The organism is Fodinibius sp. SL11, assembly GCF_052060035.1.
Taxonomy (GTDB): domain Bacteria; phylum Bacteroidota; class Rhodothermia; order Balneolales; family Balneolaceae; genus Fodinibius.
Genome location: NZ_JBPOEA010000006.1, coordinates 35,909 through 59,839 on the forward strand (window position 1 = coordinate 35,909; position 23,931 = coordinate 59,839).

At 42.1% G+C, this 23,931-nt stretch carries 16 protein-coding genes; 12 read left to right on the forward strand and 4 right to left on the reverse strand.

Annotated elements, in window-relative coordinates:
* Positions 1-1,290, reverse strand: a complete 1,290-nt coding sequence (locus tag ACQ76V_RS09200; protein WP_441000198.1) for a glucose-6-phosphate isomerase — start codon at positions 1,288-1,290, stop codon at positions 1-3.
* 328 nt (positions 1,291-1,618) lie between these two features.
* On the opposite strand from ACQ76V_RS09200, the gene ACQ76V_RS09205 reads away from it, so the two are divergent.
* The 4 genes from ACQ76V_RS09205 to ACQ76V_RS09220 are packed head-to-tail and all read left to right on the forward strand — an operon-like array spanning position 1,619 to position 6,873.
* The gene (locus tag ACQ76V_RS09205) at positions 1,619-2,638 is read left to right on the forward strand and encodes a polyprenyl synthetase family protein (RefSeq protein WP_441000199.1); all 1,020 of its coding nucleotides are present in this window, start codon (positions 1,619-1,621) and stop codon (positions 2,636-2,638) included.
* Positions 2,639-2,652: 14 nt separating this feature from the next.
* On the forward strand, positions 2,653-3,438 hold the full coding sequence (locus ACQ76V_RS09210; RefSeq protein ID WP_441000200.1) for a UDP-2,3-diacylglucosamine diphosphatase: 786 nt from the start codon (positions 2,653-2,655) through the stop codon (positions 3,436-3,438).
* Complete coding sequence (locus ACQ76V_RS09215; protein WP_441000201.1) at positions 3,438-5,747, forward strand: penicillin-binding protein 1A; 2,310 nt, start codon at positions 3,438-3,440, stop codon at positions 5,745-5,747. Before ACQ76V_RS09210 ends, ACQ76V_RS09215 begins: the two co-directional genes overlap by 1 nt.
* A gap of 34 nt (positions 5,748-5,781) precedes the next feature.
* Complete coding sequence (locus ACQ76V_RS09220) at positions 5,782-6,873, forward strand: hypothetical protein (RefSeq protein WP_441000202.1); 1,092 nt, start codon at positions 5,782-5,784, stop codon at positions 6,871-6,873.
* Between the two features lie 83 nt (positions 6,874-6,956).
* Here the strand turns inward: ACQ76V_RS09220 and atpC are convergent, their stop codons facing one another.
* On the reverse strand, positions 6,957-7,376 hold the full coding sequence (gene atpC / locus ACQ76V_RS09225; RefSeq protein ID WP_441000203.1) for an ATP synthase F1 subunit epsilon: 420 nt from the start codon (positions 7,374-7,376) through the stop codon (positions 6,957-6,959).
* Between the two features lie 19 nt (positions 7,377-7,395).
* Positions 7,396-8,898 carry a F0F1 ATP synthase subunit beta gene (gene atpD / locus ACQ76V_RS09230; protein WP_441000277.1) on the reverse strand — a complete coding sequence of 501 codons (1,503 nt, stop codon included), beginning with the start codon at positions 8,896-8,898 and terminating at the stop codon, positions 7,396-7,398.
* A gap of 363 nt (positions 8,899-9,261) precedes the next feature.
* Here atpD and ACQ76V_RS09235 point away from each other — a divergent pair, with 363 nt between their 5' ends.
* From ACQ76V_RS09235 to rsmB, 4 genes are all read left to right on the forward strand, one after another.
* Positions 9,262-10,860, forward strand: coding sequence for a histidine kinase dimerization/phosphoacceptor domain -containing protein (locus ACQ76V_RS09235; RefSeq protein ID WP_441000204.1), 1,599 nt, complete (start codon positions 9,262-9,264; stop codon positions 10,858-10,860).
* Between the two features lie 453 nt (positions 10,861-11,313).
* On the forward strand, positions 11,314-12,162 hold the full coding sequence (locus tag ACQ76V_RS09240) for a class I SAM-dependent methyltransferase (RefSeq protein ID WP_441000205.1): 849 nt from the start codon (positions 11,314-11,316) through the stop codon (positions 12,160-12,162).
* 45 nt (positions 12,163-12,207) lie between these two features.
* Positions 12,208-13,524, forward strand: a complete 1,317-nt coding sequence (locus tag ACQ76V_RS09245; protein ID WP_441000206.1) for an APC family permease — start codon at positions 12,208-12,210, stop codon at positions 13,522-13,524.
* Between the two features lie 206 nt (positions 13,525-13,730).
* The gene (gene rsmB / locus ACQ76V_RS09250; protein WP_441000207.1) at positions 13,731-15,050 is read left to right on the forward strand and encodes a 16S rRNA (cytosine(967)-C(5))-methyltransferase RsmB; all 1,320 of its coding nucleotides are present in this window, start codon (positions 13,731-13,733) and stop codon (positions 15,048-15,050) included.
* Between the two features lie 330 nt (positions 15,051-15,380).
* On the opposite strand, the gene ACQ76V_RS09255 is transcribed toward rsmB, so the two are convergent.
* Positions 15,381-16,283, reverse strand: a complete 903-nt coding sequence (locus ACQ76V_RS09255; protein ID WP_441000208.1) for a LysR substrate-binding domain-containing protein — start codon at positions 16,281-16,283, stop codon at positions 15,381-15,383.
* Between the two features lie 201 nt (positions 16,284-16,484).
* On the opposite strand from ACQ76V_RS09255, the gene ACQ76V_RS09260 reads away from it, so the two are divergent.
* The 4 genes from ACQ76V_RS09260 (at position 16,485) to ACQ76V_RS09275 (ending at position 23,925) form a co-directional block, all read left to right on the forward strand.
* Complete coding sequence (locus tag ACQ76V_RS09260) at positions 16,485-16,820, forward strand: hypothetical protein (protein ID WP_441000209.1); 336 nt, start codon at positions 16,485-16,487, stop codon at positions 16,818-16,820.
* A 254-nt stretch (positions 16,821-17,074) separates the two neighbouring features.
* Complete coding sequence (locus tag ACQ76V_RS09265; RefSeq protein ID WP_441000210.1) at positions 17,075-18,445, forward strand: proton-conducting transporter transmembrane domain-containing protein; 1,371 nt, start codon at positions 17,075-17,077, stop codon at positions 18,443-18,445.
* A 16-nt stretch (positions 18,446-18,461) separates the two neighbouring features.
* Entirely contained in the window at positions 18,462-20,819 is a 2,358-nt protein-coding gene (locus ACQ76V_RS09270; protein WP_441000211.1) for a DUF2309 domain-containing protein, read from the forward strand.
* Between the two features lie 406 nt (positions 20,820-21,225).
* A complete protein-coding gene (locus ACQ76V_RS09275) occupies positions 21,226-23,925 on the forward strand; it encodes a valine--tRNA ligase (RefSeq protein ID WP_441000212.1) in 2,700 nt (899 codons plus the stop codon).
* Positions 23,926-23,931 lie beyond the last annotated feature (6 nt).

The following is a 23,931-nucleotide window of genomic DNA, read 5'->3' on the forward strand; positions in this document are numbered from 1 at the left end:
CTAATTTTTCCCCAGTAGTTGATACATTTCTCTTTTATAATCTTCTACGCCCGGCTGATCAAAGGGATTAACCCCTAAACAATAGCAATACACAGCCGTCAAAAGCTCGTAAAAATAGATAAACTCACCAACATGTTGGGCGTTCAACTTATCGAGTGAAACAACAATGCTGGGAACATCACCATTTGTATGTGCCTGCAATGTTCCCTTAAATGCTTGCGTATTTATCTCATGAAATGTTAATCCCGATAAATAATTAAGCCCATCATGATCTCCGGGCAACTTCTCTATTGTGACACTTTTGTCAGCTGATTTTACCGTGATAAACGTTTCCATCATATTACGACTTCCCTGCTGGATAAACTGTCCAATACTGTGCAAATCAGTTGAGTAGGTTGCTGTAGCAGGAAACATACCCTTACCCTGTTTTCCTTCACTTTCCCCCAACAACTGCTGGAGCCATCCCCCCAGTGCTTGTAGTTGAGGCTCAAAAGTCGTTATTACATCCAATGTTTTACCTTTGTTAAACAACGCAAACTTAGCGGTCGCATATTCAAGAACCTGGCCAGGATCTTCTTCCAGCTCCTCGTATTTTGAAACGGCTTCATAAAAAAGCGTCCTGATATCTATCCCGCCCACTGCAATAGGAAACAATCCTACCGGCGTCAATACTGAAAACCGCCCTCCTATATCATAAGGAATAATAAATTTTTTATATCCATGCTCATCGATCAATTCATTAAGAGCCCCCCCCTCCTCACTTGTAGTACAAATAATCCGGTCATCTACATCTCCAGGATACTTTTTGGTCATCCATTTTCGAAGCACACGAAATGAAAGAGCTGTTTCAAGAGTAGTCCCCGACTTTGAAATCACATTCAGGAATACGCTCTTTGGCTCATCATCGTTGTTAGGTTCTTCCAGATAGTCAACCAAATCTTTCAGATATTTCCCGCTCATTTGGTGGCCGGCAAAAATTATCTCCGGACCATCACTTCCAAAGAAAGAACTCAAAGCTTCAATAACTGCACGCGCACCTAAATAGGATCCGCCAATACCACATACAATAAAAACGTCGGCCTTTTCACGGATGGCTGTTGCCAAACTATCGATCTGTTCGAGAACAGCATCATTAGGATCCGCAAGCAGTTCTCTCCATCCCAGCCATTCAGATCCTTCTCCACGGCCCTGTTGTACTAATTTAAAAGCCTTTTCAGCCTGTTTATAAGCCTGATTAAAATCATCCTCAGCTATAAACTGTTTTGCCCGATCAGTATTAATCTCAATCATGATTTCCTGTATTTTGTAGGTACATTAGGTTCACGTAAATCAATCGGCGTAAACTAAAAAATTTGATGCAATATAAAACCCGATTAATCACTAAAATTCAAATTAATATTGGATAATTTAGGTTATCCAGGCATCAGCATTACACCGGCAACTTCCAATAATGCTGATTATTACATTTTTGCTACCCCGTAAATTAAAGATGATTTTATCTAAAATTGAATGTGGAGAAGCTCATTACAGACAGCTATATTAGGTATCATTCAAAGCAAGCTGTCGATCATTTATAACCAACATCTATTGCACATTATTAAGTCCTCAACTCAGGCACATGATTGATACTGAACTAAAAGAAGTCACAAAATTCAAACGACCTGATAAAAAAACGCTGAAGCAGATCACCAGTCCTGTATCAAGCAGTTTATCAGAGTTTCGCACTTTTTATAAAGATGCGCTTCGCACTGATGTATTTCTTCTTGACAGAATTGTTCAATATCTGTTACGACAAAAGGGTAAAGAAATTCGTCCTACCCTGGTATTTATGTCGGCCAAACTTTTCGGGGATGTTAACGAGCGCAGTTATGTGGCTGCAACCATGATTGAATTACTCCACACTGCCACCCTTATCCATGATGATGTTGTTGATGATGCCGAAGTGCGACGTGGATTCCTCAGTATCAATAAGGTTTGGAAGAATAAAGCGAGTGTTCTTTTAGGCGATTTTTTACTTTCAAAGGGACTATTAACTGCTTTGGAGTATGAAGAGTTTAAATTGCTGAAAGTACTTTCTGATGCCGTTAAAAAGATGAGTGAGGGCGAATTGCGACAATTTAAAGCAGCCCGTCTTTTCAACATGGATGAGGAATACTACTTTAAAGTAATCTCTGAAAAAACAGCCAGTCTAATTGCTGCCTGTTGTGAATGTGGCGCAATATCTACCTCTGATGATCCCAAAATGCACCAAAAAATGCACGACATTGGGATGAACACCGGTATCGCTTTTCAAATCCGGGATGATTTATTTGATTACGGCGTGGACGACATTGGAAAGCCGAAGCGCAACGATATTCAGGAACGCAAGGTAACGCTCCCCTTTATCAAAGCTCTTGATAACGCTTCTTTTATTGAAACGATCCGCATGCGACATCTCATGCGAAAGCGCAAAAAAAGTAACGATGAAATTGAAGAAATCGTACGTTTTGTGCACGAAAAAGGAGGCATGAAGTATGCCCGTTCTATTATGAATGACTATGCTCAACAAGCATTGGATGAACTTGCCACACTGCCTGAATCACCTGAACGAACATCATTTGAAGATCTTATCACCTTTATCATTGAGCGGAAGAAATAATCGCTTGCAGATCAATGGATAGCCCCATCGTAGAACCACCCCTATTATTCATTTCGGATATCCACCTGGGGGGATTTTCTGGCAGTAAAAACGCACGAATTGAATCCGAACTCATCCAGCTTATCAATTATTGCCAACGTAATGATATTCGCCTTGCTGTGTTAGGAGATCTTTTTGATTACTGGATGGAGTATCCAGACTTTTTTCCCAATCTTGGCCAAAAACTTCTCAACCGGTTCGAAGCGTTCAACAATCAGCTTGGTCCTACTCTCTATATTACGGGTAATCACGACAACTGGACTCGTAGCCATTTAAAAGATCGGGGATTTTATCTAATCCATGAACAATTCAAGTTTAGCACCAAAAACAAACAGGTATTAACGCTGCATGGTGACGGTCTTGCAGATCCAGTGTATGGGTTAAAACGACCATTCATGCATCGCCTATTAAGAAGCCAAGCGTTTGTGGAACTTTTTCAAACGATAATTCCCCCAAAAATGGGGATTTCTATCATGAAATACTTTTCACGCATCACCCGCAAAATGGACTGGAATCTCCGTAAAGAAGAAGAGCTAAACACCTGGGCCGAACAACAGCTCAAAAATTCAGATGTAGAATTTATTTTATGCGGGCACGATCATATCCCCAGAGTGAAACAATTTCCTTTCGGAACCTATATAAATTTGGGTACCTTTTATCACCATCAAACGATGGCTTTTTATAATAATGAGGGTATCTCTCTCGTTTGTTGGAAGCCGGAATTACAGACGCTAACACAATTTGAAATCAGCAGTTATTAATGAGTGATTCAAACTACAATAATGATAGTGATCGTTATTTCAACGATCCCGAGTTTCGCCGAAAAAAAGCCCAGGAACGTAACGGGAATTCAGCCAACAATTCCTCCGATAAAAATGGATTATCAAAACAACTGCTGCAATGGGCTGGATCAATTGCTGGAATCATCATACTATTAGTTACCGGCTTTACCCTTTATTTGTACCAAGGCCTTCCTTCTATAGAAGAGCTCGAAAATCCACAAACTGCCGTGGCCTCTGAACTAAAAAGTCGTGATGGGGTTGTCTTAGATCGCTACTATACCGAAAATCGCACCTACGTACCTATTGAAAACATATCTTCTCACGTAGTTGATGCCCTTATTGCCACCGAAGATCATCGTTTCTACAATCATTGGGGCATCGACATGATCCGTACTTTGGCTATACCCTGGCACTTAATTAATGGACGTGTTCAGGGGGGATCTACGCTTACACAGCAGCTGGCGCGTAATCTTTATAAAAAAATTGGTCGGGACTTCTCGGTGGTCCGTAAACTCCGGGAAATGATTACGGCTGTTCAAATTGAACACAACTATACCAAGCGTGAAATAATTGAAATGTATCTCAATACCGTGGAATTTCCCAATAGCGCTTTTGGTATTGAGTCTGCTGCCCAAACCCATTACGGTAAAAGTGCAAGCGATTTAACCATTTCGGAGGGCGCAACACTGATAGGTTCGCTCCAGATGGTATATACGTACAATCCACGCATTTATCCTGAAAATACCAAAAAGCGACGCAATACCGTCCTTTTCCTGCTAAACAAACGAGGTTTTATCAGTGATGCAGTATATGATAAGCTAAGAGAAGAGCCAATAGTACTTGATTACCATCCCCCTTCAGAATCCGGACAAGAAAATCGTTATTTCGGCCAATATGTCCGGCAAAAAGTAGATCCGTGGCTAAAAGAAAACGGATACAACTTAAATACCGATGGACTAACCATTTACACAACCATTGATTCGCGACTGCAACGCTACGCAGAACAGGCCCTTCGTACAAAACTGGATTCTCTTCAATCTATTTATGAAGATGAATGGACTTCATCCGGCGGAGAATACATGGATCGGCTGTGGAAAAAATACCCAACCTTTTTAAAGGAATTTATTCGTGACACCGATCGCTACAAAAATGCGTTTTCGAAATATGATACGGATCAAGAATCTGTGGTTTTTGATACCCTGATGGCCGATTCTGCTTTTGTGGATTCGGTGAAGCATACCAAAACGCGTCTTGAAGCTGGTTTTGTGGGTATTGATCCCAATAACGGTAATATTTTAGCTTGGGTGGGGGGCTCCAATTACGGTAATGTCCAATTTGATCATGTCTACCAGTCCAGAAGACAAGCGGGCTCAACCTTTAAGCCCTTTGTTTATACGGTAGCAATCGACAACGGCTACAAACCCTATCATAAATTCTCCAAATATCCCAGTGTGTTTTATGATCGATCGGGCAAAGCATGGAAACCTAAAGATCCTGAAGTTCCTTCGGGACCAGAAATGGTGCCTTTGCGGCAAGCGCTGGCTCGCAGCTTAAATAATGTTACCATTCGACTTTTGCCTGAGTTAGCCGGTGCACCTGGTACCAACAAACTGGAAGAGTTGGAACCTGCTGCCCGAAAAATTAAACAGATGGCTTCCAATCTGGGTATTGATATGTCTGGTACGCGCGCCTATCCGTCTATTGCACTTGGAACAGCTGAAGTTTCTCTGCTTGAGATGGTCAGCGCCTATACAACCTATGCCAACCAAGGCGTGCATATTGATCCCATTGCTGTTACTCGAATTGAAGATAAAGAAGGGAATGTTATCAAGGAATATCATCCCGAATATCAGCAAGAAGTGATCAGCCCCGAAACGGCATATATGATGGTAGATATGATGCGGGGGGTTATTCGTGGTGGCGAAGATTATTATGGTACAGGCGTTCGACTGCGTAATGTCTATGGTGTTCGACAAGATGTAGCAGGAAAAACCGGTACTACCCAAAATAGTGCAGATAATTGGTTTATGGCTATGATGCCTCATATAACGATGGGCGCTTGGGTAGGTGGAGAAAACCGTATGATTCGCTTCCCCCAAGATACATACATTGGTCAGGGAGCACGCTCTGCCTTACCTATTGTTGGTAAATTTATTAACCTGGCTTCATCGGATTCCAAAGCCCCTTGGAGCTACGATGCGTTTGAATCTCCTCCCGGATTTGTGATGCCACAAGATCCCGATAGTACGGAAGGTAATGAAACCGGGACCGGTCGCATTGGTTGGTAAAGGGTATCAATGTTAAAGAGTCGCTCTACATTAGATGGAAATAAAAATCTCGGATTATTTTTCTGACGAAGAAGTCTCTTCATTAACCAAAGCGGCTACGTATTCTGAAAAAGCAGGAAAATTAACTTATTCCGCAGTCGATATTCTGCACGGTAAACAGCTCTTAGATCTGTTTGTTCCCCGGCGGTATGGTGGATTGCAACACGATTTACCTTCAGCTCTGCCCTGGCTTGAGGCAACTTCTTGGATTGACGGAAGTTTAGGCTGGACGCTTACCCTTGCCTCTGGTGCCGGACTTTTCGGTGCATTTCTGGATCCTGACTTCGCAAAATCCATTTTCGACAAAAACAATACCTTCATCGCCGGCTCTGGATTTCCGGGAGGCAAAGCAGAAAAGAATAATACGGGGTTTCAAGTGAATGGGATATGGAAATACGCTTCTGGTATTGATCATGCTACCCTGGTTACAGCAACCTGTTATATCTCTAAAAATGGAGAAGTCCTATACAAAGATAGCGAACCCATAACTAAGGCGGTCGCCTTTTATCCCGATGAAATTAATATAAATCATAAGTGGAATAGCATGGGATTAAAAGCCACCGGAAGCCATAGTTTTCATACCCGAGATGCTCAGATTCCCAAGGAAAGAGTGTTTTCTATTTCATCGGATGCTGCACAAGTAACTGGACGTCTCTACCAATATCCATTTGAAACTTTTGCTCATTGCACGCTGGCTATTTCTTTTCTTGGTATAGCGAGACGATTTTTTGATGAGGCTAAAGATCTATTGCTATCCAAAAATGACGTTACAAAATTCAATGAAGTACCAACTTCATTACAGAAAAAATTTGGAAAGTTTCAACTACAGTTCAAAAAAACAAAAGAAGCGTTATATCAAACGGTGGATACGTCTTGGCAGAAGCTGAAAAAATCTAATAGCCTTGATTCTAAATATATTCGAGAAGCATCGATACAATCTCGCAGATCATGTAAAATAGCCCTCGATTCTGTGCATAACATCTATCCTCTTTTAGGAATGTCCGTCATTAACCCTGAAACTGTCATAAATAGATGTTGGCGTGATTTACATACCGCCAGCCAACACCTGTTTCTCAGGCCCCAGTAAGATTTATTCCGACAAATTTTATAATAAAAAAGGCGACCTCTACAAAGAGATCGCCTTAAAGAAATTATCAAAATAGGTAAGAACTACCGGGTACTTACTCCGAGATTAACCGATAACTTAATTCGGTTTTTAGCACGCTTAAGTGCCTTTCTTGCCCGTTCTTTGTCGATATCTTTATCGTCAGATTCAAGACGCTCGACTGCACGCTGCTTGGCTTCCTTTGCACGCTCTACATCGATTTCGTCAACCGGTTCAGCAGCCTCAGCAAGCAGCGTTAGTTTATTATCTACCACTTCAACAAAACCGCCCGTTACAGCAAAATGCTGTTCGCCACCGGCAGCTTTTCGAACCAATATTTGACCGATCTCAAGCGATGAAATAATATTGGCGTGAAGCGTCTTAACTTCGAAACTTCCCATCTCTCCGGGAACCTGTACTCCGGTTACCTCATCATCAAAAATAGAACCTTCCGGAGTTAGTATTTGAGCACTAAAGGTGTTCATTGGTCACGTTCCTCACTTATTATTCTGCGGCTTCCGCTTCTTCTTCGGCCAATAATTTATCGCCTTTCTCTTCAGCTTCTTCGATCGTACCAACCATATAGAATGCTTTTTCAGGTAGGTGATCAAGTTCACCCTCGAGAATTTTCTTAAAGCCTTTTACCGTATCTTCGATGTTTACATACTTACCAGGCTGACCGGTAAATTGCTCAGCAACAAAGAATGGCTGACTCAAGAAACGCTGGATACGACGTGCACGTGCTACTACTGTCTTATCTTCATCCGAAAGTTCATCCATACCCAGAATAGCAATAATATCCTGCAGATCTTTATACTTCTGAAGGATCTCAATCACACGCTGCGCAGTCTGATAATGTTCCTTACCGACAATATGCGGATCCAGAATTCGAGAAGAAGAGTCCAAGGGATCTACAGCCGGATAAATACCAATCTGAGTAAGCGCACGACTCAATACCGTCGTTGCATCCAAGTGGGCAAATGTTGTTGCCGGAGCAGGGTCGGTCAAGTCATCAGCTGGTACATACACAGCCTGTACTGATGTAATTGAACCACTCTTGGTAGAAGTAATTCGCTCCTGCAGATCGCCCATCTCGGTAGCCAGTGTCGGCTGATAACCTACGGCAGAAGGCATACGTCCAAGCAGTGCTGATACCTCAGATCCGGCCTGCGTAAATCGGAAAATGTTATCAATAAAGAGTAGGATATCACGAGAAATTTCTTCACGGAAATACTCAGCCAACGTCAATCCGGAAAGGGCAACTCGAGCACGCGCTCCGGGCGGCTCATTCATCTGTCCAAAAGCAAAAGTTGCTTTGGATTCCTTGAGGGCATCCATATCAACTTTGCTCAGATCCCACTTCCCATTTTCAAACGATTTCTTAAACTCTTCGCCGTAATCAATAATACCGGCTTCAAGCATCTCACGGATAAGGTCATTACCCTCACGCGTACGCTCTCCAACACCGGCAAATACCGAAAGGCCACCGTGCCCTTTGGCAATGTTATTAATCAACTCCTGAATAAGAACCGTCTTTCCTACACCGGCACCACCGAAAAGTCCGGTTTTACCCCCTTTGGCATACGGGCAGAGCAAGTCAATAACCTTGATACCGGTCTCCAGCATTTCGGTAGAAGTTGCCAGATCTTCGAAATCTGGGGCAGATCGATGAATAGGATATTTTCGATCTCCCTTAGGCGGCTCAATACCGTCAATAGGTTCGCCTACCACATTAAATACCCGCCCACGGATATCTTCACCTACCGGCATCGAAATAGGCGCTCCGGTATCAAAAACCTCCATCTCTCGAACTAATCCATCGGTAGAGTCCATCGCAATAGTACGAACACGATTTTCTCCGAGGTGCTGAGCTACCTCCAAGTAAAGTTTAGAATTGTCTTCTCTTTCGATATAAAGTGCATTAAGCACCGGTGGAATGTCTCCTTCATCGAAATCAACATCCACAACCGGCCCAATCACTTGTGCAACGGTTCCTTTATTCATTATTTGTTTAGTTCTAATGAGTTAACTTTTGATAATTTCTTTTTGGAAAGAAATATAAATTTCCTACCACATAAGAAGCGGCAAAAGTTAGGACTTTTTACGAGCAAATGAAAGTTAAATAACACCTTTATTGCATACCAATTGCTGTCAGTGGATTTTATCTCTCTTCATAATAAAAATTGAGATCCTACTTCAATATCTCCATCCTCAACTTTGGAAAAATATTGATGCTACTTAATCTGCCCCATTCTTTTTAGTGGACACCATTACCTTAATAAACATTAATATTTTTTAATGTTTATGCTGTTTTTTACCTTCATAAAAATGCGTTGCTAATAAGTTACTTGCGTTGGGAATTAAATCTTTATGAATTATCAAGAACAGCGAAGCACTTCCTCACTTTGGAAACCTTTAACATTTGATACCCTGCTTTCGGGTTATCCGTTAACGGATAAACGCGTTTTGGGGATGTTTACGATGTGGATAGTCGCTATTTTCGGAACGTTGTTTGCTACCATTGCCCTACTCCCTAACGAGTGGCTTTCATTGTCTACCGGTCGTGCCGACGTCATTAAATTCTTTCTTTTTAATCCGGCACTAATTTTAGGCCTGCTGCTTTTTTTCTGGTTTGGTTTTGAGTGGGGGTTTATCCCCATTTTTTTAAGTTCTTTTATTATTGCATTTCATTCAAACATGCCGTGGGGATGGGCTCTCGTTTTTGCTATCGCATTTGTATTAGGAATAGCTATTTGTGCAATGGCTTATCAAGGATTCAACGTCTCCTATGATTTAAGAAGTTTTAAGAGCATTGCGTTTTTCATCTCCATCATGTTCATTGCTTCAATCGGTAGTTCTCTGGGTTCTTTTATCTGGAGTTTTAGCCACGAACTTTCCGCTTCTGAAACACTCATGGTCTGGAAAAGCTGGTGGAGCGGTTCATTTATTCAAGCAATTATAATTACGGGCCCGCTACTATGGTTATTCACTCCTACAATTGAACGTTTCAAGAAACGCTATTTTGAGCTGCCCGACCGACCTCGATTGTCCTTAAAATGGGTATCGGGTGCAGTAACTTCTATTACGGGTGCACTGGCCCTTTTTATTTTTTCAGGGAAATACTTGGGCAAACTAAGAGTCCAAGAGGTTATGACCGAACAAAAATCGGCTACGGTGGTAGATGTGGTCAATGCCCTCGAGTCATTCGAAATCATTTCGTGGATATCAATTGGAATAATCGTGATAACGGGATATGGAGCCTTTAAACTGATCGGTGGGTGGAACCGACAACTTAAATCGGAAGTTGAAAATAGAACCCGTCAGCTTAATGAAAGCCAGAAAGAACTGCAGGTTTCACTTGATAAAAAAAAGATACTGCTCAAAGAAATTCATCATCGTGTAAAAAATAATATGGCCCTTGTAAGTGCCCTCTTAGAATTGCAGGAAAGGAATTCTGAGTCAAAAAAACATTCTGGTACACTTAAAACTGCGCGTTCCCGTATCAAATCGATGGCACTGGCCCACGAAGCCCTTTATCAAAATGAGTCGTTCTCCAATATCAGCATGAAGGAATACATCCAAAGAATCGGTAATCTAACTCACCGATCATTTACCAAAAAAAAGGCTACTATAGATCTCAAATTTAACTTGGAAGATGCCCGTCTTGAAATGTCAAAATCCATACCGCTTGGATTGGTGATAAATGAAATTCTAATCAATGCCTATAAACATGCTTTTGATGGCAAATCAAATGGGCATATTGAGCTTGGAAGTATAGTAGAGGATGACCAAGTAAACATTTATATCCGTGATAATGGGGTGGGACTCCCGCAAGATCCGAAGCAGTCGAAAAAGAACTCCCTGGGCATGACGCTGATCAAAAAGTTTTCAAAGCAGCTTAAAGCGGATCTCTCTATCGAGAGCGAAAATAATAAAGGGACAACCTTTAGTATTGTGTTTCAAAATTAAGAACCTTTCAAACTATTCTCGGTCCTTTTTGTCTGAGTGCAAGAAACACGAGCTTCAAAACTGTTTATTGCTCCTTTCAAATCCACATCCAAAATAAATGCTTGGATTAGATGATGTAATTAACTGAACGTATTTTTTCAGAATAACACCCTTCAATAAATCACTAAAAGAAACTGCCAACCCCTCTTTTAAAAAGTTTATCCGCAACTAATTCTTTCACTTTTCCAGAAATAATAGTTTTGCTTGGCCTCTATTTACATTACATAAAAATAGTTTTTGCAGTTGTTAATTATTATAAGTTGATATACTATTAAAAATAGTAATTATTCATTCTCATTGGAACAAGGGGATAAAAAAGTTAGTTGATTAGTCATAGCCAGCATAGTTACTATTCCACTTAATTGATAGATAATAGAATTAAAATATTCTTCTTAAAAGTTAGGCAACCGAATTATGAAAAAACTACCATCAGGTAAATCATTACTTCATCATTTTTTCTCTGTAATCATTACTCTCGGAATATTCTTTACTTGGGCAACGCCCTCAATGGGACAAAACCTGGATGTTCCCTATGTACCTACCCCCGACAATGTAGTTGAACGCATGCTTGATCTAACTGATGTAGAATCCAGTGATTATGTGATTGATTTAGGATCCGGCGATGGACGTATTGTCATTGCTGCCGCCAAGCGTGGGGCCAATGGTCACGGTATCGACCTTGATCCAGAACGAATCGCCGAAGCCCGTGAGAATGCAAGCAGCGAAGGAGTTGATAGTCAAATAATGTTTATGGAAGGAGATCTCTTTGAAACGGATTTTAGTGAAGCCTCTGTAATTACCATGTACCTGCTGCCATCTGTAAACAAAAAATTACGCCCAAAACTATTAAATGATTTAGAACCCGGTACTCAAATTGTCTCCCACAGTTTTGACATGGGCAGTTGGAAGGCTGACAAAGAAGTTGTTGTGAAGAATAACGGCAGAAGCCATGACATTTATTATTGGGTAATACCGGCACAAGCAGAAGGATCCTGGTCGTGGAACTACAAGAACACCAATTTTAATATGACCATTAACCAGCGATTTCAGGAAATCTCGGTAAAACTTACTGACAACACGGATACTTTTTTTGATATCCACAAAGCCGAGCTTAAAGGTAAGCGGCTTACCGTGCGGGCATCAAACGGTGACCAAAATTATATCTTTAGCGGACGTGTAGAAGGAGACAAAATTTACGGAATGATGCAGCACCACAATGGCCAGGAAAAGAATTTTTATCAGTGGTCGGCTACAAAGAACTAATATCCCAAGGACTTCCTGATCTAATTAACGTTTGAGCCTTGCTGCATGGACACATCTGATTCAGGTTCACCGATCAAAATCTTTTCTAATCTCAGTGCTATAGCAGTCATTATTGGCATTGTGGTAGGTATCGGTATCTTTCGCCTGCCCTCCATTGTGGCACAAAATGCTTCATCTGAGTTACATTATATTGGCTTTTGGCTGGCAGGAGGTCTCATATCTATAATGGGCGCTCTCTGCTATGCCGAAATTGCAACTAAAAAACCGGATGCCGGAGGTGAATACCATTTTCTTACTGAGGCTTACGGATCTACCGTCGGGTTTCTGTTTTCCTGGGGTCGCATGACGGTCATTCAAACCGGATCCATTGCACTGGCTGCTTTTATCCTTGGCGACTATGCCTCTACCATCTATAGCCTGGGCACCTACAGCTCGTCAATATACGCCGGAATTACCGTCATCGGGTTAACAGGCTTAAACATCTGGGGGACCCATCCCGCCAAAAATGCTCAAAATGGAATGACGACTCTTATTGTCGGCATTTTACTACTCTGTGGGCTTGCCGGCGTTATCACTGGCGGGGAAGTGACATCCCAAACCGGATCATCAGTCAATACTTCTGCTGGTGCTGCAATGATTTTTGTCTTGCTCACTTATGGCGGATGGAATGAGGGAGTTTACCTTTCTGCAGAACTAAAGGATGTCCGTCAAAACATGGCCAAGGTTTTGCTCATTGGTTTAGCTGTCATCACTATTTTATATGTACTTATCAATAGTGCCTACCTTCAGGTGTTGGGACTCGAACAACTTCGTACATCCGAAACCATTGGTGTAGATCTTACCAATAATATTTTTGGATCCGAGGGAGCCTTTATTATGGCAGTAATTGTGATTATTTCTGCCCTTTCAACTGCCAATGCCACGATTATCACCGGGGCACGCACGAACTATGCCCTGGGACGCGATTTCAACGCTTTGGGATGGATCGGCAAATGGAACCCCCATTACAATTCACCCATTAATGCATTACTCGTACAGGGAGGCATAAGCTTGGGACTGGTTATCTTAGGGGCCTTCACTAAGGAGGCAGTCTCCACAATGGTCGACTATACCGCACCCGTTTTCTGGTTTTTTATTCTTCTTACAACTATTACTCTATTTCTTTTTAGAAATACTGAAGAATCTGCCCAAGACACGTTCAACGTTCCGCTATATCCCCTAACTCCAATTCTATTTACCATCTGTTGCCTATACCTGCTGTATTCGAGTGTAATGTTTACCGGATGGGGCGCAATGATAGGCATAGCTATCTTAGCTATAGGACTTCCCGTTTACTACTGGGCTCAAAATATATCGAAATAACGAAGTCCGAAATCGGGAACAATTAATCCATTCTCAATTAGCAACTCCCATGCTAAACCCGTATTTTTGGCAACCTGTGTAACCAGGTATTTTATTAGCTGCGTGCAAAATAAGTGAGCAGAATTACTGTTACACTTTGTAGATGTGGTTTCCCAAAATTTTAGGATTGTTTATCACAAGAAAGTTTAACTCAAAAAAATATTGCATTGGATACTGAAGCAACAGCTCGTTCTATCAGCGTAGAAATATTAAAAGACTTTGACGATAATAGAATTCTGGATTATTCTCGCGCAGATAAATTAGAGAGCCGCGACCGTGCTGAAGTACGCGAGTATGTGCAAAATATTTTAAGACGACGTTCCTATCTCGATTTTCTGATCGATCAATTCTCAAATGTTAAAATTGATGAGATGAAATCGAGCTTAAAAAATATCCTGCGTCTTGGCGTTTATGATATGGTTTTTATGGATAGCACGCCCGATTATGCGGCTATTAACGAATCAGTAGAGATTGCCAAATATAACCTCGGCTCACGAACGGGCGATCTTACCAACGCAATATTGCGAAATCTGCAGCGAGATATTGATGACCTTCCCAAACCCAATTTTGAAGATCGTACCAAGTTAGTTGCTACTACCTTTTCGCATCCCGAATGGTTGGTGAAGCGCTGGACCGATCGTTTTGGGGAACGCGAAGCTTTTAAGTTAATGCAGGCCAATAATAAACGGCCTAATTATTATATCCGTGCCAATAATCTGCGTACCAAAACAGAAAATTTTAAGCTGCGGATGACCAAGCACGGTATCGAATTTGAAGAAAGTGACTGGCTACCCGGTTATTTCAAGGTGGACAGCGTAGCTCCTTTTATTTCCAAAAAGTGGCTCGATAAAGGGTTCTGCCAGGTGCAGGATATAGCAGCCGGTTTTGCCCCTTATTTATTGGATCCAGAATCTGGTGAATCAATTTACGACCTCTGTGCAGCCCCTGGCACCAAAAGCATTTTAATGTCTGATCTGATGAACGGTGAAGGAGATATTTTAGCCGTTGACATCTCTTCTGAACGACTGGATAAACTTGCGGAAAGTGCCCTCTCCTATCACGCCGAAAATATTCGGGTGCGCCGAGCCGATGCCACGGAAGTAGAACTTGATGAAACAGATGCCGTTCTGCTGGATGCCCCCTGCACCGGAACGGGCGTACTCAGAAAACGAGCCGATCTGCGCTGGCGACGCGATGAAGAAGGCCTAAAAAACGCAGTTGAGTTACAAGCTAAATTACTCGATTCTGCTGCCAAGATGGTCAAAAAAGGCGGGCGACTGGTTTACAGCACTTGTTCCTTAGAGGAAGAAGAAAATATGGAACAAGTCATGCAATTCCTTGATCGTCATGAAAACTTTGAAATGCAATCGGTTGAAGGATACGTCCCCGACGAAGTTATGGCTCATGGCGGATTAGCTTATCAAACCTACCCCCATAAACACGGCTGCGACGGACACTTTGGGGTACTCCTAAAGCGAACCAGCTAAAATATCAGAGTAATTCTGAACTTATATTAATGACTTGCTACAAAAAAATGGACAGTTAGTTAAGCCGGCTGATGTGGGCGGTATCTTATAACTGTGACAGCCCTTTCTGTTCAGGCGTTTACCTCCAACACCATGGGCGTAAATCTTTTGCTGTATTATATGACAGTTGTAATTGCTTGCTGTAACTTCGTCTTGTAGAATTTCAATAATTGGTTATGGGGGTAATTTGCAAAAAAACTACACCTTAACTCAGTTTCTACCAATGTAGCAAGGCAACTGTTGGGCAATCCAAGCATTAATTATGCTTATGCTTTGTCTTATCTCTCTCCTTTAAGGAATATTTTGCGCAACATTTTTTTCTTGCAGAAAAGAGATGAAATTTTCTGTTACGGGTGTTAGTTTTTTGTTATTTCTATAAATTACATGCCACTGGGTTGTAATTGGAAAATTAGGAACATCCAATACTGATATCTGATTAAGCGCTACCTCATTGGCAAGGCTTAGTTCTGAAATAACAGATAAACCAATACCCGCTCGAATCGCTTGTTTTACGGCTTCATTGGTACTGAGTTCCATCGTAGGCTTTGGGGATATTTCATTGTCTTTTAGGTACTTTTCCATCACCATGCGTGTACCCGATCCTTTTTCTCTATAGATAAATAGTTGCCCCTTAAGCTGTTCCAAGGTGATATCTTTTTCCTTTGAAAGCGGATGATCATACGGCGCACCGATAACTAATGGGTTATCAAGGAATGGAATAGCCGTGGTAGAATTATCATCTGGCAGCTGAGTAAGTACCGCAAGGTCATACTGGTTTTGTGACAGATGGTGTAGAACCTCATTTCTGTTGGTTACCTTCAATGCTATATCTATCTGTGGATACCTGTTTTGGAATTCGCCAAGTAGATAGGGTAGAAAATATTTAGCTGTTGAAGCAGATGATATGGTCAGTGTTCCCTTAAGCCCACCTTTAAGTTGAGAAATAGCTGCATCAAATGCTTCCAATTCCTGGTCCACGGTTTGGTAAGCCTGATAAAGTTTTTCTCCGGCCTCGGTCAAATAAATTTTTCGTCCAATTACTTCAATCAGTGGAATATCTACCGCCTCCTGAAGCTGCTTTATTTGTATAGACACAGCGGGTTGCGTCATATGTAATTGACGGGCCGCCTGGGTCATACTTTTGTGACGGGCTACCATCCCGAATACTTTTAGCTGGTGTAATGTAAATTTCATAGCATAAATAATAGTTAATGTATAAAATCAAAATAATTAATTAACACTTATATATAAAAGCGACTATTTTTGCGGGAGTAAATACAATGTACCATGAAAACAATTTCATAAATAGATGGTACAAAGTCCGATCTAAAGTCGGTCATAAACACCAATAAAATCAACTGCACTTAAACCTAAGAAATCTAACAAAGATAACTCATGGGAAATGTAACCAACCAGAATGGCAGCGAAATTAAACTTTCTGACTCCCCTTCTACCGAAGATTTTACATTGATAAAGGGAACATTTACGCCTACCGAAGCCAAAGAAGTACTAATGAGCCTCATCAGCAGCAAGATTTCATTTCATAATATAAAGAATCTACGGTCTTATGAGCTCAATGGAAAAGAAGACCAAGATTCAAAAAAGAAGATTAAAAGGCTTAAAAAAGTCCGTAACAAACTGTTAAAGGTTTTTGAAAATATTGATGACAGTGATGTATCAGTTAACATGGATTCTCAGGTCAATATCGAATTTCAAGTTGATGCTCAATAGTCAGATAGGATGACCACACTCTTTTATCCAAGAAAACTAAAATCTAATACGTTAAGTATAAACTATATCTTATCTATATCATTAAAACCATTAATTAATATTTATTCTTGGTATTCCCTACATTCTGCGCAGCAAATACAAAAGTACATAAATTCTAATTCTTAAAATTAATTGAATATAACATGGCGTCCCTATCAAGGATTGAGAGTTTGAGACAGAAAAACCAGCCATTTTCCAGAGTAATAGTTTTTTTAATGTGGACGTTGACCCTTTTTCTTTCCTCACTTTTAGCAGCGTCATTTTTTTATCCCCTGGAGTTTCAATTTGGCCAAATTCTACTCATAGATCATCTTGGGCTTATTATTAGCACGGCTGTAGCCCTCTTTAGTAGCATTGTGCTTAGTTACTCAGCCAGATATTTGGCAGGCCATACTAAACTCCGTCGATTTTTAATAAACTGCGCACTTTTTGCCATCTCAGCTATTCTGATGGCTGTTGCCAATCATATTCTCTTATTTATTGCTTCCTGGCTAAGTATGGGCCTGTTCATGGCCGAACTAATCGGAGGATACACCCAATATCATGAAGGAAAGGCCTCAAGAAAAAATGCGCGAAATTACTTCTTGGGAAGCACTGCATTGGTAGGAGCCGGATTATTATGGCTGGCAATACTTACTGGAGCATGGAGTATTTCGGAGATCATATCCTTCGTGAAATCCGATAGCCAATTAGCAGCTTGGGGACCTTCGTTACTACTTATTGGCGGTGCAGTGGTGCAATCAGCACTATTCCCTTTTCAGCGTTGGTTGATGTCATCCATGACAGCACCAACTCCGGCCTCGGCACTGATGCATGCCGGTTTTGTAAATGCCGGGGCTGTATTACTGACGCGCACGGCCCCCGTTCTTTATGTAAGTGATCTTTTGTGGGTCCTGGTTTTGGTGGGTGGTATTGGTGCTCTTATCGGTAAATTCAGTAAGTTTGTACAGGCAAACATCAAGCAGAAGCTGGCATGTTCGACAACTGCTCAAATGGGATTTATGCTGTTACAATGTGGACTCGGATTCTTTTCTGCCGCTGTTACCCATCTGATATTGCACGGTTTTTATAAGGCTTATCTTTTTCTTTCTTCTGGCAAAAATATAGAGCAAAAATCACCCTACAACGGTGATAACAAACGAAGTTGGAAGCAATGGTACCTGCCCGTAACACTCCTGAGTGGCTTGGCGGGAGGATGGCTATTTGCTCTTACTACCGGGAAGGGGTTAGAGATAAATAGTGGACTTTTTCTAACGTTCGTAATTGTACTAACCGTGATTCACGGGGCACAAGATTTTCTTGGCAGATCATCGCTTCCGCTGCTTTCACGGCTTATCGCTCTCCCGATTGTTGTTATTCCTTTCCTTCTTGCGTATGCGGTTGTATTTAACAGCATATCAACATTAATGCAACAAGTTCCCATGGCCGAAATGGCCGTACCTATTGCCTGGGATCAGCTCACTATCGGAGTGCTGTATCTAGCTACTTTTCTGGCTATCGAACTCAAGTGGTACAAAAAATCCCGGCGGTTGTACGTATACCTACTTAATGTTTCACAACCCAAATCCAATACGATTCTTCAATAATCGAACTGAAATTTATATGAAAAAAGAACCGATTGCTGCAACGATCCGAGCACTTTCACAACAATTACCAAATAACTGGCCCCTCTACTCTTTTGTTACCTCAAATCCGTTGGCAGGCCTGGAGAACCTTCGTTTTGATGAGGCTATCGCCCGAATCCGAAAAGATATTGGGATTGATGGATACCCTTCTGCCAGATTTTTTCAACAGGCCCGGGAAAGAGGAGCTATTGATCAGGCAAGACTTGAGCAACAGTTACAAGATCAAAATATAACACTCACTGTTGAGGAGTCGTTATTGCACATAAAAGAGTTAGAATCCCAGAAAACCCAAAATCATCTGCTTGGCGAAGTAGACCGGCATATGATTAAATGGCTAACCGTCTTTTTGGACGAGGGATCTACCGAGTGGGGAATGCCAAACAGGGATTCAGGCTTTTACCAAGCATGGCTATCGACAGCTCGTTTTGATCGGAGATTACCAAACCGGCAGATTATCAGCTCCCTTCCCGGGGATCCTTTAGAAACGATTAAACATCTCACATCCCCCTATCATACCGAAGATCTTATCCCCATTCTCAGGCACCATCTATTTGCACTTCCCGGATGGGTCGGCTACATCAAATTCCGTACTGAGAATCCAAGTGATTGGCAAGATGCCCATCCCATTACGCTGGAAGACTATTTGGCAGTTCGATTAACACTCTGCTCTATGCTTGATACAGATTTTTTCCCGCCGCCAAATCCAAGTGAGCAAGACAGAAAAGAATTAGACAAGCTTAAATTGGCTTGGCTTACAGCTCTGGAACGTACTTACCAAGATACGCTCATCCAAAAAGTAAAAAACCAGGCGTTAATAAAACAAAACGGTACCCAAACGATGCCGGATGCACAAATTGTATTCTGCATCGATACCCGTTCCGAACGGATTCGGCGTGCAGTAGAAAAGGCAGGTGACTATGAAACCTTCGGCTATGCCGGATTCTTTGGGGTGGCCATGGAGTACGTACATCCCGAAAAAGACGTACACCATAAATCATGCCCACCCATAATTGACGCTGAACTGAAGGCAACCGAACAGATACGAACAGAAGATCACTCCCAAGCCGAAAATTTTGACTATTACAATAGCCTTAAAAAAGCGATTGAGAAGCTCAAATTTTCGCTCAAAAACAACATCCCGGCCTCTTTCGGCTATGTGGAATCCACAGGATTCTTTTACGCCATTGCCATGTTGATTCGGACGCTTGCTCCTAATCTGGTCCATCGCCTGGAACACTTTGTATCTGAATTCATTGGGCACCCTGAATATTTTAGCGATATAATTTTATCTACTGAATCATCAGATAGATCGCAGATCCTTAATGAGTTATCAACCTCGAAAAAAGCAGAAATTGCATATTCAGCTTTTAACCTCATGGGCTGGGATAAATTTTCAGATCTGGTCATTTTTGCGGGTCATGGTAGCCAAACAGCTAATAATCCATTTGCTTCGAGTTTGGATTGTGGAGCCTGTGCAGGGAACAAAGGACGCCATAATGCTCGTGCCCTGGCAAATATTTGTAATGACAATAACATTAGAAAACTACTTGCTGAGGATTACAATATTGCCATTCCCGATGATACTTGGTTCTTAGCGGCTGAGCACAATACCACGACCAATCATATTCATCTGTTTGATAAGAAAGTGCCGGACACCTATCGCGAACAAGTAGAACAGCTAAAAGAAAACCTCAGAACTGCACAAAATTATGCAAATTTGGAGCAGTTTGATATCTCGGACGGTAATCAGAAAGCCTCAAGAATTGAAGCTGGTCGAAGGGCCTCGGACTGGGCCGAAACCCGCCCGGAATGGGGATTATCCGGCAATGCATCATTTATCATAGCCCCTCGTGCACTAACTGCTAACCTGGACTTGGAAGCCCGCAGCTTTTTGCATTCCTATGACTGGCAAAAAGATATCGACGGCCAAAAACTGGAGGCGATTTTGAAAGGCCCCATGGTGGTCACCCAATGGATTAACAACCACTACTATTTTGCCGCCGTGGATAACGAAAAATTAGGCAGCGGAACAAAGGTAACCCAGAATGTAACTGGGAAACATGGCGTAGTACAAGGCAATGGCGGAGACCTCAAGTGTGGCTTACCCCTAGAATCGCTCCGTGAAGATGATAACTTACTACAGCATCTGCCTCTTCGTCTGACTGTTATAGTTTATGCTCCTGAAGAAAGGGTGAAATCCATTTTTGCAGCAAACCAAGAAACACTTGGGAAATTAGTCGAAAATGAATGGATTTATCTCATGGTGTTAGATCCGGAAACAGAAACTGTAAATAGCTCTCTTTGGCAGAGTTCAACTACTTCATTGGCAACGTAGCTAAACCCTATCGAATTTATTCAGTAAATTATTTTTACAATATTCCGCTGGTGGCTTTAAGTTAACTGGATGCCTATCAACATGTAGCAATTTCAGCTGCATAATATTTTTGCGGATCATTGATCTCTATTGTTCACCTAAAATCCCTTCTTTCAGTAGGACAACTTCCAAAAAATATATATCCAGTAACTTTTCTGAGGCATTGATCGGTCAATATGGAAAACCATATTTCCGTCCGGAGTTGCAAAACGAGATACAAATAACTTATCCCCCCCTTTCAATCTTAATGCAACTCTTTTTGTGATAAGACCTAACCTCAATTCTTACTCAACATCTTCTATCCTTTTTCGTATCTTTGCGACTAAATTAGCGATAACCGAAACTTGCAAAACGAGCTTTCATAATTTTGGATAAATCCACGGCTTCTCAAGACATACCAAAACATTTTGATCCCGGCAGCATCGAAGATAAATGGTACAGCTTCTGGGAAGATAACGGCTTTTTTCACTCCGAACCCGACGACCGCGAATCCTACACCGTCGTCATTCCCCCGCCCAATGTGACAGGCGTGCTGCACATGGGACACATGCTCAACAATACGCTACAGGATGTATTGGTGCGCCGAGCCCGCATGCAGGGCAAAAACGCCTGCTGGGTTCCGGGAACGGATCACGCCTCCATCGCTACCGAAGCCAAAGTCGTTCAAAAGCTTCGCAAAGAAGGCATCACCAAAGCGGATCTTACTCGGGAAGAATTTTTGGAACATGCCTGGGATTGGACCGATGAGCACGGTGGGATTATACTGCAGCAACTGCGCAAGCTCGGGGCTTCCTGCGACTGGGAACGTACACGATTTACGTTGGAAGATGATCTATACGAAGCGGTGGTGGATTGTTTTATTGAACTTTATGACCGCGGATATATCTATCGCGGCAAGCGGATGATTAACTGGGATCCCGAAGCCCAAACCGCTCTTTCTGATGAAGAAGTTATTCACCGCGAGGAAACATCAAAGCTCTATCATGTCCGCTATAAGATTAAAGAAAGTGACGAGTGGGTTACTATTGCAACAACGCGTCCCGAAACCATTTTAGCGGATACGGCGGTTTGCGTGCATCCCGATGACGAGCGTTACCAAGACTTAATTGGTAAAACGGCTATCATTCCTGTTGTAGAACGGGAGGTTCCTATTATTGCGGATGAGTATGTAGATATGGAATATGGAACCGGCTGCCTTAAAATTACGCCGGCCCACGACGAAAATGACTATGAAATCGGTCAAAAACACGATCTCCAGATTATTGACATGCTCAATCCCGATGGCACGCTGAGCAAGGATGCTGAGCATTATATTGGTGAAGATCGTTTTGATGCTCGCGAGCTGATTATTGAAGACCTGAAAAAGAGTGATCAGTTGGTTGAGATTGAGGAAATGCAAAATAAAATCGGATACTCCGAACGGACGGATTCCATCATTGAACCACGTCTATCGCTGCAGTGGTTCTGCAAAATGGATGAGCTGGCCAAGCCGGCCCACGAAAATGTGATGAACGACAACATCGAGTTCCATCCATCTAAGTTTAAAAACTCGTACAACCACTGGATGGAAAATATCCGTGATTGGTGTATCTCTCGTCAGCTTTGGTGGGGACAACGCATTCCGGCTTGGTATTATGGCGATGGAAAAGACGATTATGTTGTGGCCAAAACCGAAGAAAAAGCCGTTGAAAAAGCACGAAAAAAATCCGGTAATAACGATTTAACAGCAGACCAGATCCATCAGGATGAAGACGTCCTTGATACATGGTTTTCGTCTTGGCTGTGGCCGATTACGGTATTTGATCCGGAGTTTATTCGTACCGGGGAAGCAAATGAGGAGCTGGCATATTACTATCCTACGCAGGACTTGGTTACCGCCCCGGAAATCATGTTTTTCTGGGTCGCACGGATGATCATATCTGGCTATGAATTTATGGATGAAAAACCGTTCAGCAATGTCTATTACACCGGCATCGTGCGCGACAGTCAACGTCGCAAGATGTCGAAGTCGCTGGGTAATTCTCCTGATCCAATACGGTTGATGGAAGAATACGGAACTGATGGCGTGCGCGTGGGTATGCTCTTCTCCTCTCCAGCCGGTAACGATCTTCTTTTTGAAGAGCAGCTTTGCGAACAAGGACGAAATTTTGCCAACAAAATCTGGAATGCGTTCCGATTCCTGTCAATGAATCGTACCGAGGAAACACAGCTTGCAGATTCCCTTGAAATTGATGAGGACAATCTCGTCGACCGATGGATGCTTTCCCGATTGCACGAAACTATTGACGCCATCAACAAAGATTTTGAATCATTTCGTATTAATGAAGCGTTGCACAAAATTTACTCGTTGATCTGGGATGATTTCTGTGACTGGTATATCGAACTGATCAAGGCCGATGAACCGGGCGCAAGCATTCCCGAAGATCGCCTTTCTCGCGGATTCAATTTCTTTGAGCAGCTGATGAAACTGCTGCATCCATTTATGCCGTTTATCACCGAAGAGATCTGGCAGCTTATCCGCAATCGCGATACTGAAGAAGCCATGATTGTAGCCTCCTGGCCAGAATATGATGAAGATTCAGTTTCGGATAATGATAAAACACTGTTCGAATCCATTCAGAAGATGATCTCCTCAATCAGAAACATTCGGGCAGAATTTAAGCTGAGCCCCAATGATGAAATCGATCTGCTTATCAAAGCTAAAGATAATGAAACAGCTAAAGCGTTAAACGAAAACGAGTGGATTTTCCGCAAACTGCAGTCTATTGATACGTTTAAGGTAGCCGCTGAACTGGATAAGCCTAAAACATCGGCCTCAGCTGTGATCGAAGGTACCGAACTTTTTATACCGCTTGAGGGACTCATCGATCTGGATAAAGAGCGCAAACGTATCCAAAAAGAAATTGATCGGCTCGAAGGATTCTTAAAATCCATCGAGGGCAAGCTCAATAACGACGGATTCGTTAATAATGCACCGGAAGATGTCGTTCAAAAAGAGCGGGATAAAAAAGAAGACACCGAAACGAATCTCAAAAAGCTTCGCGAAATTTTAAGCGAATTGAATTAATAGAAC